Annotated in this window: 16 protein-coding genes; 1 reads left to right on the top strand and 15 read right to left on the bottom strand. The window is 43.9% G+C overall.

The window, feature by feature from the left end; all coding sequences use genetic code 11:
* Positions 1-68 precede the first annotated feature (68 nt).
* From L6410_RS02330 to L6410_RS02260, 15 genes are all read right to left on the bottom strand, one after another.
* Positions 69-536 carry a GNAT family N-acetyltransferase gene (locus tag L6410_RS02330; protein WP_237395761.1) on the bottom strand — a complete coding sequence of 156 codons (468 nt, stop codon included), beginning with the start codon at positions 534-536 and terminating at the stop codon, positions 69-71.
* Positions 537-599: 63 nt separating this feature from the next.
* A complete protein-coding gene (locus tag L6410_RS02325) occupies positions 600-1,373 on the bottom strand; it encodes an acetyl-CoA carboxylase carboxyl transferase subunit alpha (protein ID WP_024392570.1) in 774 nt (257 codons plus the stop codon).
* Complete coding sequence (accD, locus tag L6410_RS02320; protein ID WP_024392569.1) at positions 1,370-2,236, bottom strand: acetyl-CoA carboxylase, carboxyltransferase subunit beta; 867 nt, start codon at positions 2,234-2,236, stop codon at positions 1,370-1,372. Before accD ends, L6410_RS02325 begins: the two co-directional genes overlap by 4 nt.
* A 14-nt stretch (positions 2,237-2,250) precedes the next feature.
* On the bottom strand, positions 2,251-3,624 hold the full coding sequence (locus tag L6410_RS02315) for an acetyl-CoA carboxylase biotin carboxylase subunit (protein WP_237395759.1): 1,374 nt from the start codon (positions 3,622-3,624) through the stop codon (positions 2,251-2,253).
* Between the two features lie 25 nt (positions 3,625-3,649).
* Entirely contained in the window at positions 3,650-4,072 is a 423-nt protein-coding gene (gene fabZ / locus L6410_RS02310) for a 3-hydroxyacyl-ACP dehydratase FabZ (RefSeq protein WP_172040491.1), read from the bottom strand.
* The gene (gene accB, locus L6410_RS02305; RefSeq protein WP_024392566.1) at positions 4,069-4,542 is read right to left on the bottom strand and encodes an acetyl-CoA carboxylase biotin carboxyl carrier protein; all 474 of its coding nucleotides are present in this window, start codon (positions 4,540-4,542) and stop codon (positions 4,069-4,071) included. The genes fabZ and accB overlap by 4 nt, the downstream gene beginning before the upstream one ends.
* Entirely contained in the window at positions 4,543-5,778 is a 1,236-nt protein-coding gene (fabF, locus tag L6410_RS02300; RefSeq protein WP_237395757.1) for a beta-ketoacyl-ACP synthase II, read from the bottom strand.
* A 25-nt stretch (positions 5,779-5,803) separates the two neighbouring features.
* On the bottom strand, positions 5,804-6,538 hold the full coding sequence (gene fabG / locus L6410_RS02295; protein WP_237395755.1) for a 3-oxoacyl-[acyl-carrier-protein] reductase: 735 nt from the start codon (positions 6,536-6,538) through the stop codon (positions 5,804-5,806).
* 9 nt (positions 6,539-6,547) lie between these two features.
* A complete protein-coding gene (fabD, locus tag L6410_RS02290) occupies positions 6,548-7,468 on the bottom strand; it encodes an ACP S-malonyltransferase (RefSeq protein WP_237395753.1) in 921 nt (306 codons plus the stop codon).
* Position 7,469: 1 nt separating this feature from the next.
* Positions 7,470-8,435: an enoyl-[acyl-carrier-protein] reductase FabK gene (fabK, locus tag L6410_RS02285; protein WP_237395751.1), complete on the bottom strand. Its 966-nt coding sequence runs from the start codon at positions 8,433-8,435 to the stop codon at positions 7,470-7,472.
* Between the two features lie 486 nt (positions 8,436-8,921).
* Positions 8,922-9,146 (bottom strand): acyl carrier protein, encoded by a 225-nt coding sequence (locus tag L6410_RS02280; RefSeq protein WP_002938891.1) that lies wholly within the window; start codon positions 9,144-9,146, stop codon positions 8,922-8,924.
* Positions 9,147-9,205: 59 nt separating this feature from the next.
* Positions 9,206-10,183 carry a beta-ketoacyl-ACP synthase III gene (locus L6410_RS02275; RefSeq protein ID WP_237395750.1) on the bottom strand — a complete coding sequence of 326 codons (978 nt, stop codon included), beginning with the start codon at positions 10,181-10,183 and terminating at the stop codon, positions 9,206-9,208.
* Positions 10,180-10,614 carry a fatty acid biosynthesis transcriptional regulator FabT gene (gene fabT, locus L6410_RS02270; protein ID WP_160863908.1) on the bottom strand — a complete coding sequence of 145 codons (435 nt, stop codon included), beginning with the start codon at positions 10,612-10,614 and terminating at the stop codon, positions 10,180-10,182. The genes L6410_RS02275 and fabT overlap by 4 nt, the downstream gene beginning before the upstream one ends.
* 79 nt (positions 10,615-10,693) lie before the next feature.
* Positions 10,694-11,485 (bottom strand): enoyl-CoA hydratase, encoded by a 792-nt coding sequence (locus L6410_RS02265; RefSeq protein ID WP_237395749.1) that lies wholly within the window; start codon positions 11,483-11,485, stop codon positions 10,694-10,696.
* A gap of 192 nt (positions 11,486-11,677) precedes the next feature.
* Positions 11,678-12,319 carry an HAD family hydrolase gene (locus L6410_RS02260; protein ID WP_024392558.1) on the bottom strand — a complete coding sequence of 214 codons (642 nt, stop codon included), beginning with the start codon at positions 12,317-12,319 and terminating at the stop codon, positions 11,678-11,680.
* 177 nt (positions 12,320-12,496) lie between these two features.
* Between L6410_RS02260 and L6410_RS02255 the strand changes: the two genes are divergently transcribed.
* Positions 12,497-13,846, top strand: a complete 1,350-nt coding sequence (locus L6410_RS02255; protein ID WP_172103306.1) for an aspartate kinase — start codon at positions 12,497-12,499, stop codon at positions 13,844-13,846.
* The last annotated feature ends 37 nt before the right edge of the window (positions 13,847-13,883 follow it).

Below are 13,883 nucleotides of genomic sequence, written 5' to 3'. Positions count from 1 at the left end.
CGTGACGGACTAAAAGTCACATAATAAAAAACGTTTCCGTTATCCAGCTGACTAACAGAAACGTTTTTTTATTTCTTCAAAATCCATTTTTCCATATAGACCATATCCATACCTTCTTGTTCAGGCTCTGTTTTGATGGCCTTGTAGCCGAGTTTTTCATAGAAAGCGACCAATCTGGTCTCCTGTAAGACCGTGCAGAGAACCCAGCGTCTAACTGTCGGATAGAGGCGTTCTAATTCTAACATAGCCTTGTGCCCACAGCCTTTTCCTCTGTGGTCTGGGTCAATGCCAATCAAGCCTAACCAGCCCTGTTCGGCATCGTCAGCGACCGTTGTTCGCACTAAACCGACTGTGTGCCCTTCCTCGACAATCTTGTAGTAGCTACAATTTGGTCGTGTAAATCGTGATTGAAAATAGTCCATAGTTTCAATGGCAGGGTTGTACTGGTCCTGATAGGTTTCATATAAAGCCGCAAATGCTCGGTGCTGAATAGGTAGCAATTCTTCTGCGTTTGATAGATCTGCTTTTACTAACATGGAAAACCTCCTGAAATGATTTTATCCATTGTATCAAATCTAGCAAAAAAATACTAGGTCTTCCTAGTACTTTCTAAAGCGTTGATAGCGGTTCTCGAGCAGTTGATCAAGTGGCAAGGCTTGCAGTTGAGCCAACTGACTGACCAAGTTTTCCTTGATGTCGGCCAAGACTTCCTTTGTCGCTCTGCCATTTTCCAAAACAACCCGATCAACCACTTGGAGTTTCTCCAACTCATAAGAAGTGATCTTCATGAGTTCTGCCGCTTCCATGGCCCGACCGCCGTCTTTCCAGAGGATAGAGGCGAAACCTTCAGGGCTGAGGACGGCGTACATGGAATTTTCCAGCATCCAGACCTGGTCTGCGACTGCTAGGGCAAGTGCTCCGCCAGAGCCTCCCTCACCGATGATAATGGCGATAATAGGCACCTTGAGGTCGCTCATCTCCATGAGGTTGCGGGCAATGGCCTCGCCCTGTCCACGCTCCTCGGCACCAACACCTGGATAGGCTCCAGCTGTATTGATAAAGGTGACAACGGGACGACCAAACTTCTCCGCCTGCTTCATGAGGCGAAGGGCCTTGCGGTAGCCTTCTGGGTGGGGCTGACCGAAATTGCGTTTGAGGTTGTCCTGAAGGTTCTTCCCTTTTTGGATACCAATAACTGTCACCGGCTGACCTGCTAGAAAGCCGATGCCACCCACAACTGCTCCGTCATCGCGGAAATTTCGATCGCCGTGCAGTTCGATAAAGTCCTCAAAGAGTTGTGTGGCATAGTCCAAGGTCGTCAGGCGAGCCTGGTCACGTGCCAAACGGATCATACGTGCTACATCACTGGTCATCTGACACCTCCATGCATTCTCAACAAGCGACCAATGGTCGCAGGCAAGTCCTGACGTTTGATAATCGCATCAACAAAGCCGTGTTCTTGTAAAAATTCAGCCTTCTGGAAATCGTCTGGCAGATTTTCCCGAACAGTCGATTCAATCACCCGTCGGCCTGCAAAGCCAACTAAAGTCTGCGGCTCTGCCAGGATAACATCGCCTTCCATGGCAAAACTAGCTGTCACACCTCCTGTTGTCGGGTCTGTCAAGACCGTCAAGTAAAAGAGACCCGCATTAGAATGACGTTTTACTACAGCTGAAATTTTGGCCATTTGCATCAGACTCATAATCCCCTCCTGCATTCGAGCACCGCCAGATGCGGTAAAGAGTACAACTGGGAGTCGCTCTTCCATAGCGAGTTCGAAAAGACGAGTGATTTTCTCACCGACCACCGTTCCCATAGAGGCCATGATAAAGTTTGAATCCATAATTCCCAAAGCTACTGAATGACCACCAATTTTCGCCCTACCAGTCAAGACTGCCTCATCCAGTCCCGTTTTCCGACGATTTTCAGACAACTTTTCAAGATAATTTGGAAAATCGAGCGGATTTTTTGTGTCAATTCCTGTAAATAATTCCTCAAATGTTCCCTCATCTATCGTCAAATTCAGACGTTCATGGGCTGTAATCCGAAAGTTATATGAACAATGGTGACAGACTTTTTCTGGTCCAAGATCTCGTTTGTACAAAATCTCTTTACAAGCAGGACATTTCGAAAAGAGTTCATCTGGCACTTCCGGCTTTGTTTGAATTGCCTTTTCTGTCCGTGAACGATTGGGACTGATGCGAATATACTTATCCTTTTTACGAAACAAAGCCATACTTCTCTCCTAATTTACTTTTTTAATTCTTCCTGATAGCGCGGTAAAAACTCTTCCATAAGATAGGCTGTATCATAATCACCAGCCACAACACGTTTGTCAGAAATCAAGTCCAACTGGAAGTCCGTATTGGTTACCACTCCTTCAATTTCTAGTTCATAAAGCGCACGTTGCATTTTCATCAGAGCTTCGAATCGGTTTTCTCCATGCACGATAACCTTAGCAATCATAGAATCATAATAGGGTGGAATCGTGTAGCCAGGATAAACTGCCGAGTCAACACGCAAACCAACGCCACCACTTGGCAGGTAGAGATTGGAAATCTTACCTGGACTTGGGGCGAAGTTGAAGGCTGGATTTTCAGCATTGATACGGCATTCAATAGCATGGCCTGTAATCTTCACATCTTCTTGGCGGACACTGAGTTCCTGACCAGCTGCTATTTTAATCTGCTCCTTGACAATATCCACACCAGTCACAAACTCAGTTACAGGATGTTCTACCTGCACCCGTGTGTTCATTTCCATGAAGTAAAATTCGCCTTTGGCTTCATCCAAGAGGAACTCAATGGTCCCTGCATTTTCATAACCAACTGACTGGGCAGCCCGCACAGCTGCTTGACCGATACGGTCCCGCATGGTCTGGCCGATAGCAATAGACGGAGCTTCTTCTAAAACTTTTTGGTTATTGCGTTGAAGGGAACAATCCCGTTCTCCCAGATGAATAACATGGCCGTGTTGGTCCGCTAAAATCTGCACCTCGATATGCCGGGCTGGATAGACGACACGCTCCATATACATGGCTCCGTTGCCAAAGGCTGCCTTGGCTTCGCTGGAAGCTGATTCAAAGGCAGGCACTAGGTCTTCAGCTTTTTCCACCTTACGAATCCCCTTGCCGCCTCCACCTGCCGATGCTTTGAGCATGACAGGGTAGCCAATCTTTTCAGCGATTTCAAGGGCTTCTTGGCTGGTCAAAACTTCACCGTCAGAGCCTGGAATAACAGGCACTTGAGCCTTAATCATCTCTGCTCGGGCATTGATTTTATCGCCCATGGTATCCATAACCGTTCCGGAAGGCCCGATAAACTTGATGCCGACCTCTTCACAGAGGGTGGCGAATTTGGAGTTTTCACTCAAAAATCCAAAACCAGGGTGAATGGCCTGAGCACCTGTCACAACAGCCGCCGAGATGACCGCCTGCATATTGAGATAGGAGTCTGTCGAACGGGCCGGGCCGATACAGACAGCCTCATCTGCCAACATAGTGTGGAGGGCTTCCTTGTCAGCCTCTGAATAGACAGCCACGGTCGCAATCCCCAACTCCCTGGCCGCACGAATAATCCGCACCGCAATCTCACCACGATTGGCAATCAAAATCTTCTCAAACATGATGAATCCTATCTCCTTTTAGATATTATTTCCCGATAGCAAAAGTCAACGTCCCCGACGCAGCCAGTTTTCCGTCCACTTCTGCCTTTGCCTCAACGACCGCAATGGTTCCACGGCGTTTGACAAATGTCGCGGTCATGATTAACTGGTCACCAGGTACAACTTGCTTCTTAAATTTAACCTTGTCCATGCCGGCATAAAAGACCAGCTTACCCTTGTTTTCTTCCTTGGACAATTCCAAGACACCTGCGGTTTGTGCCAAAGCCTCCATGATGAGAACACCTGGCATAACAGGATAGTCTGGGAAATGCCCGTTGAAAAAGGGCTCGTTAATGGTCACATTTTTGAGGGCAACAATCTCATCTTCCGATATTTCAAGGACACGATCGACCAAGAGCATAGGATAGCGATGAGGAAGCGCCTCTTTAATTTTCAAAATATCAATCATTTGATGCGTACCAATCCTTGTCCAAATTCTACAACATCTTGGTTGGCCACCAAAATCTCTGTGACAACACCGTCACGGTCAGCTGGCACTTCATTCATGACCTTCATGGCTTCAATAATCATGAGGGTTTGCCCTTTTTTGACCGTATCGCCAACTGCTACAAAGGCTGGCTTGTCAGGCGATGGAGACAAATAAGCTACACCAACTAAAGGACTTTCCACCACTGCACCTTCTGCCACAGGGCTTACACTTGCTTCTGCTGGAGATGGCTCACTGGTTTCAGCTGCTGGCATGGCTGGGCTTGCAAGAGCTACTGGAGCAAGCGGAGCTTCTACCTTTGGACTCGGAGCCGCTATCGCCTGCTGATTTTTACTGAAATGCAAGGTTTCCCCAGCATTGCTATATGAAAATTCTCGCAGACTTGACTGGTCAAACTGACTCATCAAGTCCTTTATTTCTGTAATATTCACTTAAGCCTCCCAACGTTTGAAAGCAATCACCGAGTTGTGACCTCCAAAGCCAAATGTATTTGAAATGGCATGACGGATTTCCATGTCACGGCCTTGACCGTAGATGACATCCGCCTCAATGTAGTCAGATAATTCTGTCGTACCAGCTGTCTTCGGTGCGTAAGAATGACGCATAGCCTCAATGACAGCTGCCGCTTCAACGGCACCCGCTGCACCCAACAAGTGACCTGTGAAGGACTTGGTAGAAGAAACTGGCGTGTTCTTGCCGAAGACAGATACGATAGCTTGGCTTTCCCCTTTTTCATTAGCCGGTGTCGAAGTACCATGCGCATTGATGTAGTCTATATCAGCTGGCTCTAAACCTGCCTCTGAAATGGCCAATTTCATGGCTTTAATAGCACCCAAACCTTCTGGATGTGGCGACGTCATGTGATAAGCATCACATGTATTTCCATAACCAACGATTTCAGCCAAGATAGTTGCCCCACGCGCCTCTGCATGTTCCAAACTTTCCAATACTAAGACCGCGGAACCTTCTCCCATGACAAAACCATTGCGGTCCTTGTCAAATGGAATAGACGCACGTTCTGGATCCTCAGTAGTCGACATAGCTGTTAAAGCCTGGAAACCACCGATTGCAAATGGCGTAATAGCTGCTTCTGAGCCACCTGCCAGCATGACATCTTGGAAGCCAAACTTGATTTCACGGAAGGCTTCACCCAAGGCATCGTTTGACGAAGCACAGGCTGTGATGACACACTTGCAGACACCATTTGCACCGACCTGCATGGCAATATTTCCAGCCGCCATGTTTGGCAAAGCCTTTGGTAGAGCCATGGGACGAATACGTTTTGGCCCCTTTTCGTTCATACGAGCCACTTGCTCTTCAATTTCCAAAATTCCACCGATACCCGTTGATAAGATAACGCCAAAACGGTCACTGTCAACCGCTTCTGTATTGAGATTGGCATTGGCTACGGCCTCTCGAGCCGCATAAAGAGCATAGAGTGAGTAGTTATCGTAGCGATTTGTATCTTTTTTTACAAAGTATTTATCAAAAGGAAAATCCTTAATTTCGGCCGCATTATGAACAGAGTATTCACTAGTATCAAACTTGGTAATCTTTCCGATACCAATCTTACCATTGACCAAGCTATCCCAGAATTCCTCTGGCGTATTTCCGATTGGAGATGTCAGACCGTAGCCTGTTACTACTACACGATTTAATTTTGTCATTTTCAAACCTTTCTCATTAGGAAACTTACTGCATGGTCAAGCCGCCGTCAACCGCAATCACTTGACCTGTCAGATATTCTTGCTTAGCAAGGAATACAGCTACATCTGCTACTTCTTCTGTCAATCCAAAGCGTTTCATCGGAATTTGTGCAGTCATAGCTTCTTTAATCTTGTCGGATAAAACAGCTGTCATATCAGACTGGATAAAGCCCGGCGCAATCGCATTGACACGAACATTTCGCCCAGCAACCTCACGGGCAATGGCTTTAGTAAATCCAATCACACCTGCCTTTGAAGCAGCATAGTTGGCCTGACCAGCATTCCCAATCAAGCCAGATACACTTGACAGATTGATGATAGCTCCCTCACGAGCCTTTGTCATTGGTTTCAAAACAGCCTGTGTCATATTAAAAGTTCCAGTAAGATTTACCTTCAGAACCGTATCAAAATCCTCTTCTGTCATACGAAGAGCCATACCATCTTTGGTAATCCCTGCATTGTTGACCAAAATATCGACGCTACCGAGGGTTTCGATGGCTTCTGCCACCATTCGTTTGGCATCTTCCGAACTGGAAATATCGCCTGAAATAGCTAGGACTTTCACACCGTAATCTGCAAAGCTATCCAGAATCTCTTGCCCTAATTGACCACGACCGTTCAGTACCACATTGGCACCAAGACTAGCAAACTTATGGGCAATGGCCAAGCCGATTCCTCGACTTGACCCTGTTACAAAAACATTTTTATTTGTTAATTCCATGATTCCTCCTCATAATTTATTCAATACTATTTGTAGCCCCTCTATATCTTCAATTGCTACAACATGCGCCGTCTTATCGATTTTCTTGACAAATCCTGATAAGACTTTACCTGGACCGATTTCAATAAAGTTAGTCACACCAGCTTCCTGCATGGTTGCGATTGACTCATAGAAACGAACTGGTTCCATCACTTGACGGGTCAAGAGGGACTTGATATCCTCTTTTTTCATGACCTTGGCTTCTGTATTACCGACCAACTCTACTTGGAAGTCTGCAAATTCCACTTCTTCCAAGGCCTGAGCCAATTGCTCCGAAGCTGGTCGCAGGAGAGCCGTGTGAAAGGGGCCAGATACATTGAGCGGAATCATCCGCTTGACACCTGCTTCCTTCAGCAATTCAACCGCCTCATCCACTGCAGCCACCTCGCCTCCGATGACGACTTGGGCTGGTGTGTTGTAGTTGGCTGGGGAAACAATCCCAGAGGTAACTGACGAACAGACTTCTTCTATCAAGTTGATATCTGTGTTGAGAACAGCAACCATCTTACCAGTCCCTGCTGGCGCAGCCGTTTCCATATATTCGCCACGCTTAGCAATCAGGGCAATCGCATCTTCAAAGGCCAAAGCTCCCGATGCCACCAGAGCTGAATATTCTCCCAAGGATAGACCAGCTACCATATCAGGTTTAATCCCCTTTTCTGCCAACAAACGATAGATAGCTAGGGAAGTTGTCAAAATAGCAGGCTGGGTATAGCGAGTCTGATGTAATTTATCCTCTTGATTGTCAATTAGGTCGCGAATGTCATACCCCAGAATCTGACTAGCCTGATCAAACGTTTCTCTAACTATCGGGGAATATTCGTAAAGGTCGCGAGCCATCCCCACTGTCTGAGACCCTTGACCTGCAAAAAGAAAAGCTGTCTTTGTCATCCTATTCTCCAACCGAAGCCCAACGGCTTGCCTCTTCTCTAATCACTTTGGCTGCTCCATAATAGATATCTTTCAAAATATCTTCACAAGATTCTTCTTTAGAAACTAGACCAGCAATTTGACCAGCCATTACGGAGCCATTTGTTACATCACCATCAACAACTGCATTGCGGAGCGCTCCTGCACCAAGTTCTTCAATAGCATCTGCCGAAATTTTACCTGCCAAGAAATCTTTCTCTGCAGCTGCATAAGCAGATGACAACTTATTCTTGATGGCTCTCACAGGATGTCCAACAATAGATGCAGATACTGTTGTATCAATATCCTTAGCTTTTAAAACTTTTTCCTTATAAGCCTGATGGGCATTAGACTCTGTAGCTACTACAAAACGAGTTCCAACTTGCACCGCTTCTGCACCCAACATGAATGCTGCTGCTGCACCTGCACCATCTGCAATACCTCCAGCAGCAATAACAGGAATAGATACGGCTTCAACAACCTGACGAACCAAGGTCATGGTGGTCAATTTACCGATGTGACCACCTGCTTCCATTCCTTCAGCGATGACGGCATCCACACCCAGTTTTTCCATACGTTTGGCAAGAGCCACACTTGGAACTACTGGAATAACCGTAATACCAGCTGCATGCAAGCGTTCCATGTATTTACCAGGATTGCCCGCACCTGTCGTCACCACCTTGACACCTTCTTCGATGACCAAGTCAACGATATCGTCCGCAAAAGGAGACAAAAGCATGATATTGACACCGAAAGGCTTATCCGTAATAGATTTAACTTTGTCAATATTTGCCATGACCACCTCTTTGGGAGCATTTCCTCCACCGATGATTCCTAGACCACCTGAATTAGATACGGCACCAGCCAAATCTCCATCGGCTACCCAAGCCATACCACCTTGAAAAATTGGATACTGAATATCGAGCAGTTCTGTTATTTTCGTCTTCATAATTCCCTCTTCTTTTTTTCTTGCTTACCTAATCGTTTGAATATCAAACCATTAGCTAAACAAGCGAGGGCCAAGCCCTCACTAAAAATTAGTTTGATGTTTCAATGTTTTGAATATCAAATCATCTGCCCAAAGAAAAATGCTCACCAGCACTTTTCTTAGCTATCCTCTTCCTTATATTATCTTTGAAATAAGGAGAGGAATACTATAGTCTTTCAGTTTGCTTTTAGTACTAGCTTTACCAGTCTAGGAATAGACTGGTAAAGGTCGGAAATAAAACAAACGAAGTTTGTGTCAATTGCTCTAGATAGCTTCAATAGTCCAGTGGACTATTGAAGGTCGGAAATCGTACTTACGATAGCAAGTAACATTCGTAGAGTACGGCATTGCGAGTTCAAATAAACAAAAGTTTATTTGAAGTTGGAAATAAGGAAACGAAGTTTCCTCATTCGTTGACGTAATAAAAGATAAACTGAATGACTATAATTATTTTGTTTTTTCTTCAACATAAGCAACCAAATCGCCTACAGTTGTCAAACCTTCTTCAGTATCGATTTGAATATCGAAGGCATCTTCGATTTCAGAGATAACTTGGAAAAGATCCAATGAATCTGCATCCAAATCTTCAAAGGTTGTTGTAAGGGTTACTTCTTCGGCATCCTTACCCAATTCTTCAACGATGATTTCTTGTACTTTTTCAAATACTGCCATGATAAATGTCTCCTTTTGGAAAATAAAATATTTTAATCTTGCCTAGGGCAAGGAATTAACTAAAGTTGTAAGAGTAGAGTTCCCCATGTGAGGCCTCCACCGAAACCAGCCATGAGAACAGTCTGGCTTCCATCCAATCGCAACATTCCGCTCTCTACACATTCTGATAAGAGAATAGGAAGACTTGCTGCGCTGGTATTACCATATTTATCCATATTTGCTGGAAATTTTTCACGCGCCACTCCCAATTTACGAGCCATCTTATCCAGGATACGTATATTGGCTTGGTGGAGCAAGAAATAATCAACGCAATCCACAGTCATATCAGCTTGTTCTAGCAGCTCTGCCATGGTTGCCGTGACATCCCTCGTCGCAAATTCAAATATAGCTCTGCCCTCCATTTGGATAAAGGGTTGCTGACGGCTTTGTGTCGAGAATGGCGTCTCTTTCTGGTCTATCCCTGCTGTCAGACTAGCACCTCGACCGCCATCCGTTCGCAAGATTTCTGCTAAAAAGCTCGGTTGTTCACACGCTTCCAGTAAAACTCCTCCAGCACCATCTCCAAATAAAACAGCCGTTGATCGATCTGACCAGTCGACAGACCTAGATAGGGTCTCTGCTCCAATGACAAGTCCTCTCTTATAGACTCCTGAAGCAAGCAATTTTTCTGCTGTTGATAGCGCAAAAACAAATCCTGAACAAGCTGCAACGAGATCATAGGCAAAAGCCTTTTGCGCACCAATTGCTGCTTGAACCATAGCTGCCGTTGATGGCATGGATGCATCTGGAGTAATCGTTGCGACGATGATGAAATCAATTTCAGAAGCATCTAGCTGAGACTTTTCTAATAATTTCTTTGCTACCTGACTAGCTAATTCACTAGTTGTCTCGTCCGTAGCAACATGTCGTTGTCTGATACCTGTACGGCTACGAATCCATTCATCACTGGTATCCATTTGCTGGGCCAAATCATCATTGGTCACAATCTTCTTCGGAAGATAATGGGCCACCTGACTGATTTTAGCATGGTTTCTCATTTCAAATCCTCCAAGAAGTGATAGAGTTTCATGAGTCCTTTCCTCATCACTTGGTATTCCGTATCATCCATTCCATCCGTGATTTGCTTCACCATTTCATTATGAAATCGTTGATGCAATCGATAGACCAATCGGCCCTTCTTTGTTAAATAGATATGCACCACACGCCTGTCTTTAGTCGAACGAATCCGTTCCACGTATCCTTTTCGTTCCAAATTATTCAGGCTGGTTGTCACGGTTCCCAAAGTAACCATCAAAGTCCGAGCTACATCACTCGGTGTAGCCCCATCAATATTTCCAATCACATCAATCGTGTGCATTTCTTTTATGGAAATGTCATTAAATCGGCTACTACGCAGACTTGTTTCTTCAATCACTAACACATTATTAAAAATGGCCGTTAAATAGTCATTCACTTTTGGATCTTTCAAAACAGGCCTCCTTTACTTTGATAGTCAAAGTATAAACCATAAAACTTTGAATGTCAAACATTTTTTGAACAATCTGTCATTATTTCCCGATAAACATCGGTCTCCGACGTTCAGCATGTGCCCGAACACCTTCTTTAAAATCCTCTTTATAGGCTAGAGATTCTTGCATGGCTAACTCCAATTGACGATAAGACTCCCAGTCCTTAAACTGACTTTCCCAAACCAATTGTTTAATGGCAGCATAGGAGTTAACAGAGCCACGCAAGAGTTTTTTTAACACTTGGGCAACTGTCTTCTCTAATTTATCTGGCTCAGCCAGTTTATAAACAATGCCATACTCCAGGGCCTTATCAGCGGATAACCCTTCTCCAGTCATGGCTAATTGACTAGCACGATTGCTACCAATCGCCCGACTAAGCAAGAAGATGCCACCCGCATCTGGGGCTAACCCAACACCTACAAAGGCTTGAATGAACTTTGTTTTACTTGATGCAATAACAAAGTCTGCCGCTACTGCCATATTGGCAGCTGCTCCAGCAACCGCCCCATCTGTTACCATTAAAACAATTTTAGGCATTTTCTTCAGCGCAAACGAAATATCATTGACAAGCTCAGCAATTTTGATGAGCGAACCAATATCATCTTCATCTACGGCACGCTTCATCTCCACCAGATCTCCCCCTACTGAGAAAACGGAGCCCTCTGCTTGAATTTGTAAGATTTTTACAGTTTCATCATTTTCTGCAAGTTGAATGGCATTTAATATTTCCTCACACATAGGAATATTAAACCCATTTTCCACTTCCGGTCTGTTTAAAGTTAGAATCGCTACGGAATCAATTACTTCATAACGAATTGTTTGGTAGGCCATACCATCCTCCTTCTAAAATAATTTGATGTTTAAAAGGTTTGAATATCAAAGTTCAAATTCTTGTTTTCCATTGTAACACAGTTTTTACAATTGTCACTTTTTTTCTAGTAAGGAAAGTGTGACGTCCGAAAAAAAGCTGGCAAAGCCAACTTTCAAAGAAATTTAGTTATGACGAGTAAGTAGGAATTGGTGTCAGAGTTGTAGCAATTCCAAGGCCTGTTCAAGGCTATCAACCAACTTATCCGCTTTGGATTGATCCATTCCAAACTGTTGATCACGAATAGCCCATACAGTTAAACCAGCTGCTTTTGCGGCCTCTATCCCTTTGGCGCTATCTTCAAAAACCAAAATGTCCGATTTTGGAACCCCTGTTGCTTTTGCAGCTTGATCATAAACAGCTGGATCTGGTTTGGGAGCTATACAATCCATTGCTGAATAGATTTGACTGAAATACGAGCGAATTCCCGATTCTTCCAAAGCTCTCTCAATATCACTTCGATCAGTATTTGATGCCAGAACAAGCGGGATAGAATGTAAACTGAGTCGCTCTAAGACAGACTTGACATCTGGAAATACTCGTTCAGCGTAAGGTGTGGGACGATTCTCCTTATAAATTCGGTACTCCTCCTCCAGCGCAGGAACATCCCATTTATCGTAATCATCTCCTAAAATACGTTGCCATACTTGACCAGCACGTCCTCCAATAAAAAAAGATGGTTTTAGATGGCTCACTGATAACCCTTTCGTCACCAAGAAATCTATACGCCGCTGAAAATAAAATGATTCTGTATCAAAAATTACTCCATCCATGTCAAAAATAATTGCTTTTACCATTCTGGCCTCCTAACCTCTCTATTGTATCATAGTCAATTAAGATTTTCGATTTTCTGAAATGTTTCAACAACAAACCTTGTTCGTATTTTATTAGGTTTCTCACCAAGATTTTTCTGAACATACTGACAATTCCGCCTTATTCTGCTATAATAGTAAAAAATATTCAAGGAGATTGGAATGAAAGTGGTAAAATTTGGTGGAAGTTCCCTTGCTTCTGCCGGTCAATTGGAAAAAGTATTCAACATTGTTCAATCGGATTCTGAACGCCGTTTTGTTGTTGTTTCAGCCCCTGGAAAACGCAATGCCGAAGATACAAAGGTTACAGATGCATTAATTAAGTATTACAGAGAATATGTTGATGGGAAAGATGTAACAGCAAGCCAAGAGTGGATTATCAACCGTTACCAGGCAATGGTCGATGAACTCGGTTTTTCAGCTAATAGCATGAAGAAAATTGCTGAAAACATCATTTCTCTTGCAACCTTACCAATTGATGATAACGAATTCCTTTACGATACTTTTTTAGCCGCTGGGGAAGATAACAATGCAAAATTAATCGCTGAATACTTTACTTTTAGAGGATTACCAGCACGCTATGTTCATCCGAAAAAGGCTGGCATTATTGTAAGTTCTGAACCAGGAAATGCACGAATTCTTCCTTCGAGCTATGATAAAATTGAAGAATTGCGAAATGCAGAGGAAGTCTTGATCATCCCTGGATTCTTTGGAGTGACTATTGACAATCAAATTTGTACCTTCTCACGGGGAGGATCTGATATCACAGGATCCATCGTTGCTGCAGGGGTTAAGGCAGATCTGTATGAAAACTTTACAGATGTAGATGGGATCTTTGCTGCTCACCCTGGAATTATCAAACACCCACACTCTATCAAAGAACTAACCTATCGTGAAATGCGTGAACTAGCATATGCTGGTTTCTCCGTTCTTCATGATGAGGCCCTTCTTCCTGCTTATCGCGGTCGTATTCCATTGGTTATTAAAAACACCAATAACCCTAGCCACCCAGGTACTAGAATTGTTCTTGATCATACAGATCAAACTCTCCCTGTCGTTGGGATTGCTGCAGATGATGGTTTTGTCAGCATCAATATTTCTAAATACCTCATGAACCGTGAAGTCGGATTCGGGCGCAAAGTCCTTCAAATTTTAGAGGATTTAAACATTCGTTTTGAACATATGCCAACTGGTATTGATGATTTGTCCATCGTACTTAGAAATAGAGAATTGACACCAATCAAAGAAGCTGAAATTCTACGTCAATTGAAAACAAAAATGGAAGTTGATAAGGCTGAAATCGAACACGGCTTGTCTATTATCATGATTGTCGGTGAAAATATGAAGAGCCATGTCGGTGTAACTGCGACCGCAACTAGTGCCTTATCCAACCAAAATGTTAATTTGGCTATGATTTCACAAGGTGCTAGTGAAGTTTCTGTCATGTTCGTAGTCAAAACAGAAGAAAAAGAAAAAGCTTTACAGGCATTATATGCAGCCTTTTTTAACTAAAAACGTCTTCTTACCTTTAGAAGTTTTTCAGTTCCAG

This window comes from Streptococcus parasuis (assembly GCF_021654455.1).
GTDB lineage: Bacteria > Bacillota > Bacilli > Lactobacillales > Streptococcaceae > Streptococcus > Streptococcus parasuis.
This window is presented reverse-complemented; position numbering and strand designations above follow the sequence as displayed.

Excerpts from the sequence above, each read along its gene's own strand:
- L6410_RS02330 (WP_237395761.1), bottom strand. The coding sequence starts at position 536 with ATGTTAGTAAAAGCAGATCTATCAAACGCAGAAGAATTGCTACCTATT.
- L6410_RS02325 (WP_024392570.1), bottom strand. The coding sequence starts at position 1,373 with ATGACCAGTGATGTAGCACGTATGATCCGTTTGGCACGTGACCAGGCT.
- accD (WP_024392569.1), bottom strand. The coding sequence starts at position 2,236 with ATGGCTTTGTTTCGTAAAAAGGATAAGTATATTCGCATCAGTCCCAAT.
- L6410_RS02315 (WP_237395759.1), bottom strand. The coding sequence starts at position 3,624 with ATGTTTGAGAAGATTTTGATTGCCAATCGTGGTGAGATTGCGGTGCGG.
- fabZ (WP_172040491.1), bottom strand. The coding sequence starts at position 4,072 with ATGATTGATATTTTGAAAATTAAAGAGGCGCTTCCTCATCGCTATCCT.
- fabF (WP_237395757.1), bottom strand. The coding sequence starts at position 5,778 with ATGACAAAATTAAATCGTGTAGTAGTAACAGGCTACGGTCTGACATCT.
- fabG (WP_237395755.1), bottom strand. The coding sequence starts at position 6,538 with ATGGAATTAACAAATAAAAATGTTTTTGTAACAGGGTCAAGTCGAGGA.
- fabD (WP_237395753.1), bottom strand. The coding sequence starts at position 7,468 with ATGACAAAGACAGCTTTTCTTTTTGCAGGTCAAGGGTCTCAGACAGTG.
- fabK (WP_237395751.1), bottom strand. The coding sequence starts at position 8,435 with ATGAAGACGAAAATAACAGAACTGCTCGATATTCAGTATCCAATTTTT.
- L6410_RS02280 (WP_002938891.1), bottom strand. The coding sequence starts at position 9,146 with ATGGCAGTATTTGAAAAAGTACAAGAAATCATCGTTGAAGAATTGGGT.
- L6410_RS02275 (WP_237395750.1), bottom strand. The coding sequence starts at position 10,183 with ATGAGAAACCATGCTAAAATCAGTCAGGTGGCCCATTATCTTCCGAAG.
- L6410_RS02265 (WP_237395749.1), bottom strand. The coding sequence starts at position 11,485 with ATGGCCTACCAAACAATTCGTTATGAAGTAATTGATTCCGTAGCGATT.
- L6410_RS02260 (WP_024392558.1), bottom strand. The coding sequence starts at position 12,319 with ATGGTAAAAGCAATTATTTTTGACATGGATGGAGTAATTTTTGATACA.
- L6410_RS02255 (WP_172103306.1), top strand. The coding sequence starts at position 12,497 with ATGAAAGTGGTAAAATTTGGTGGAAGTTCCCTTGCTTCTGCCGGTCAA.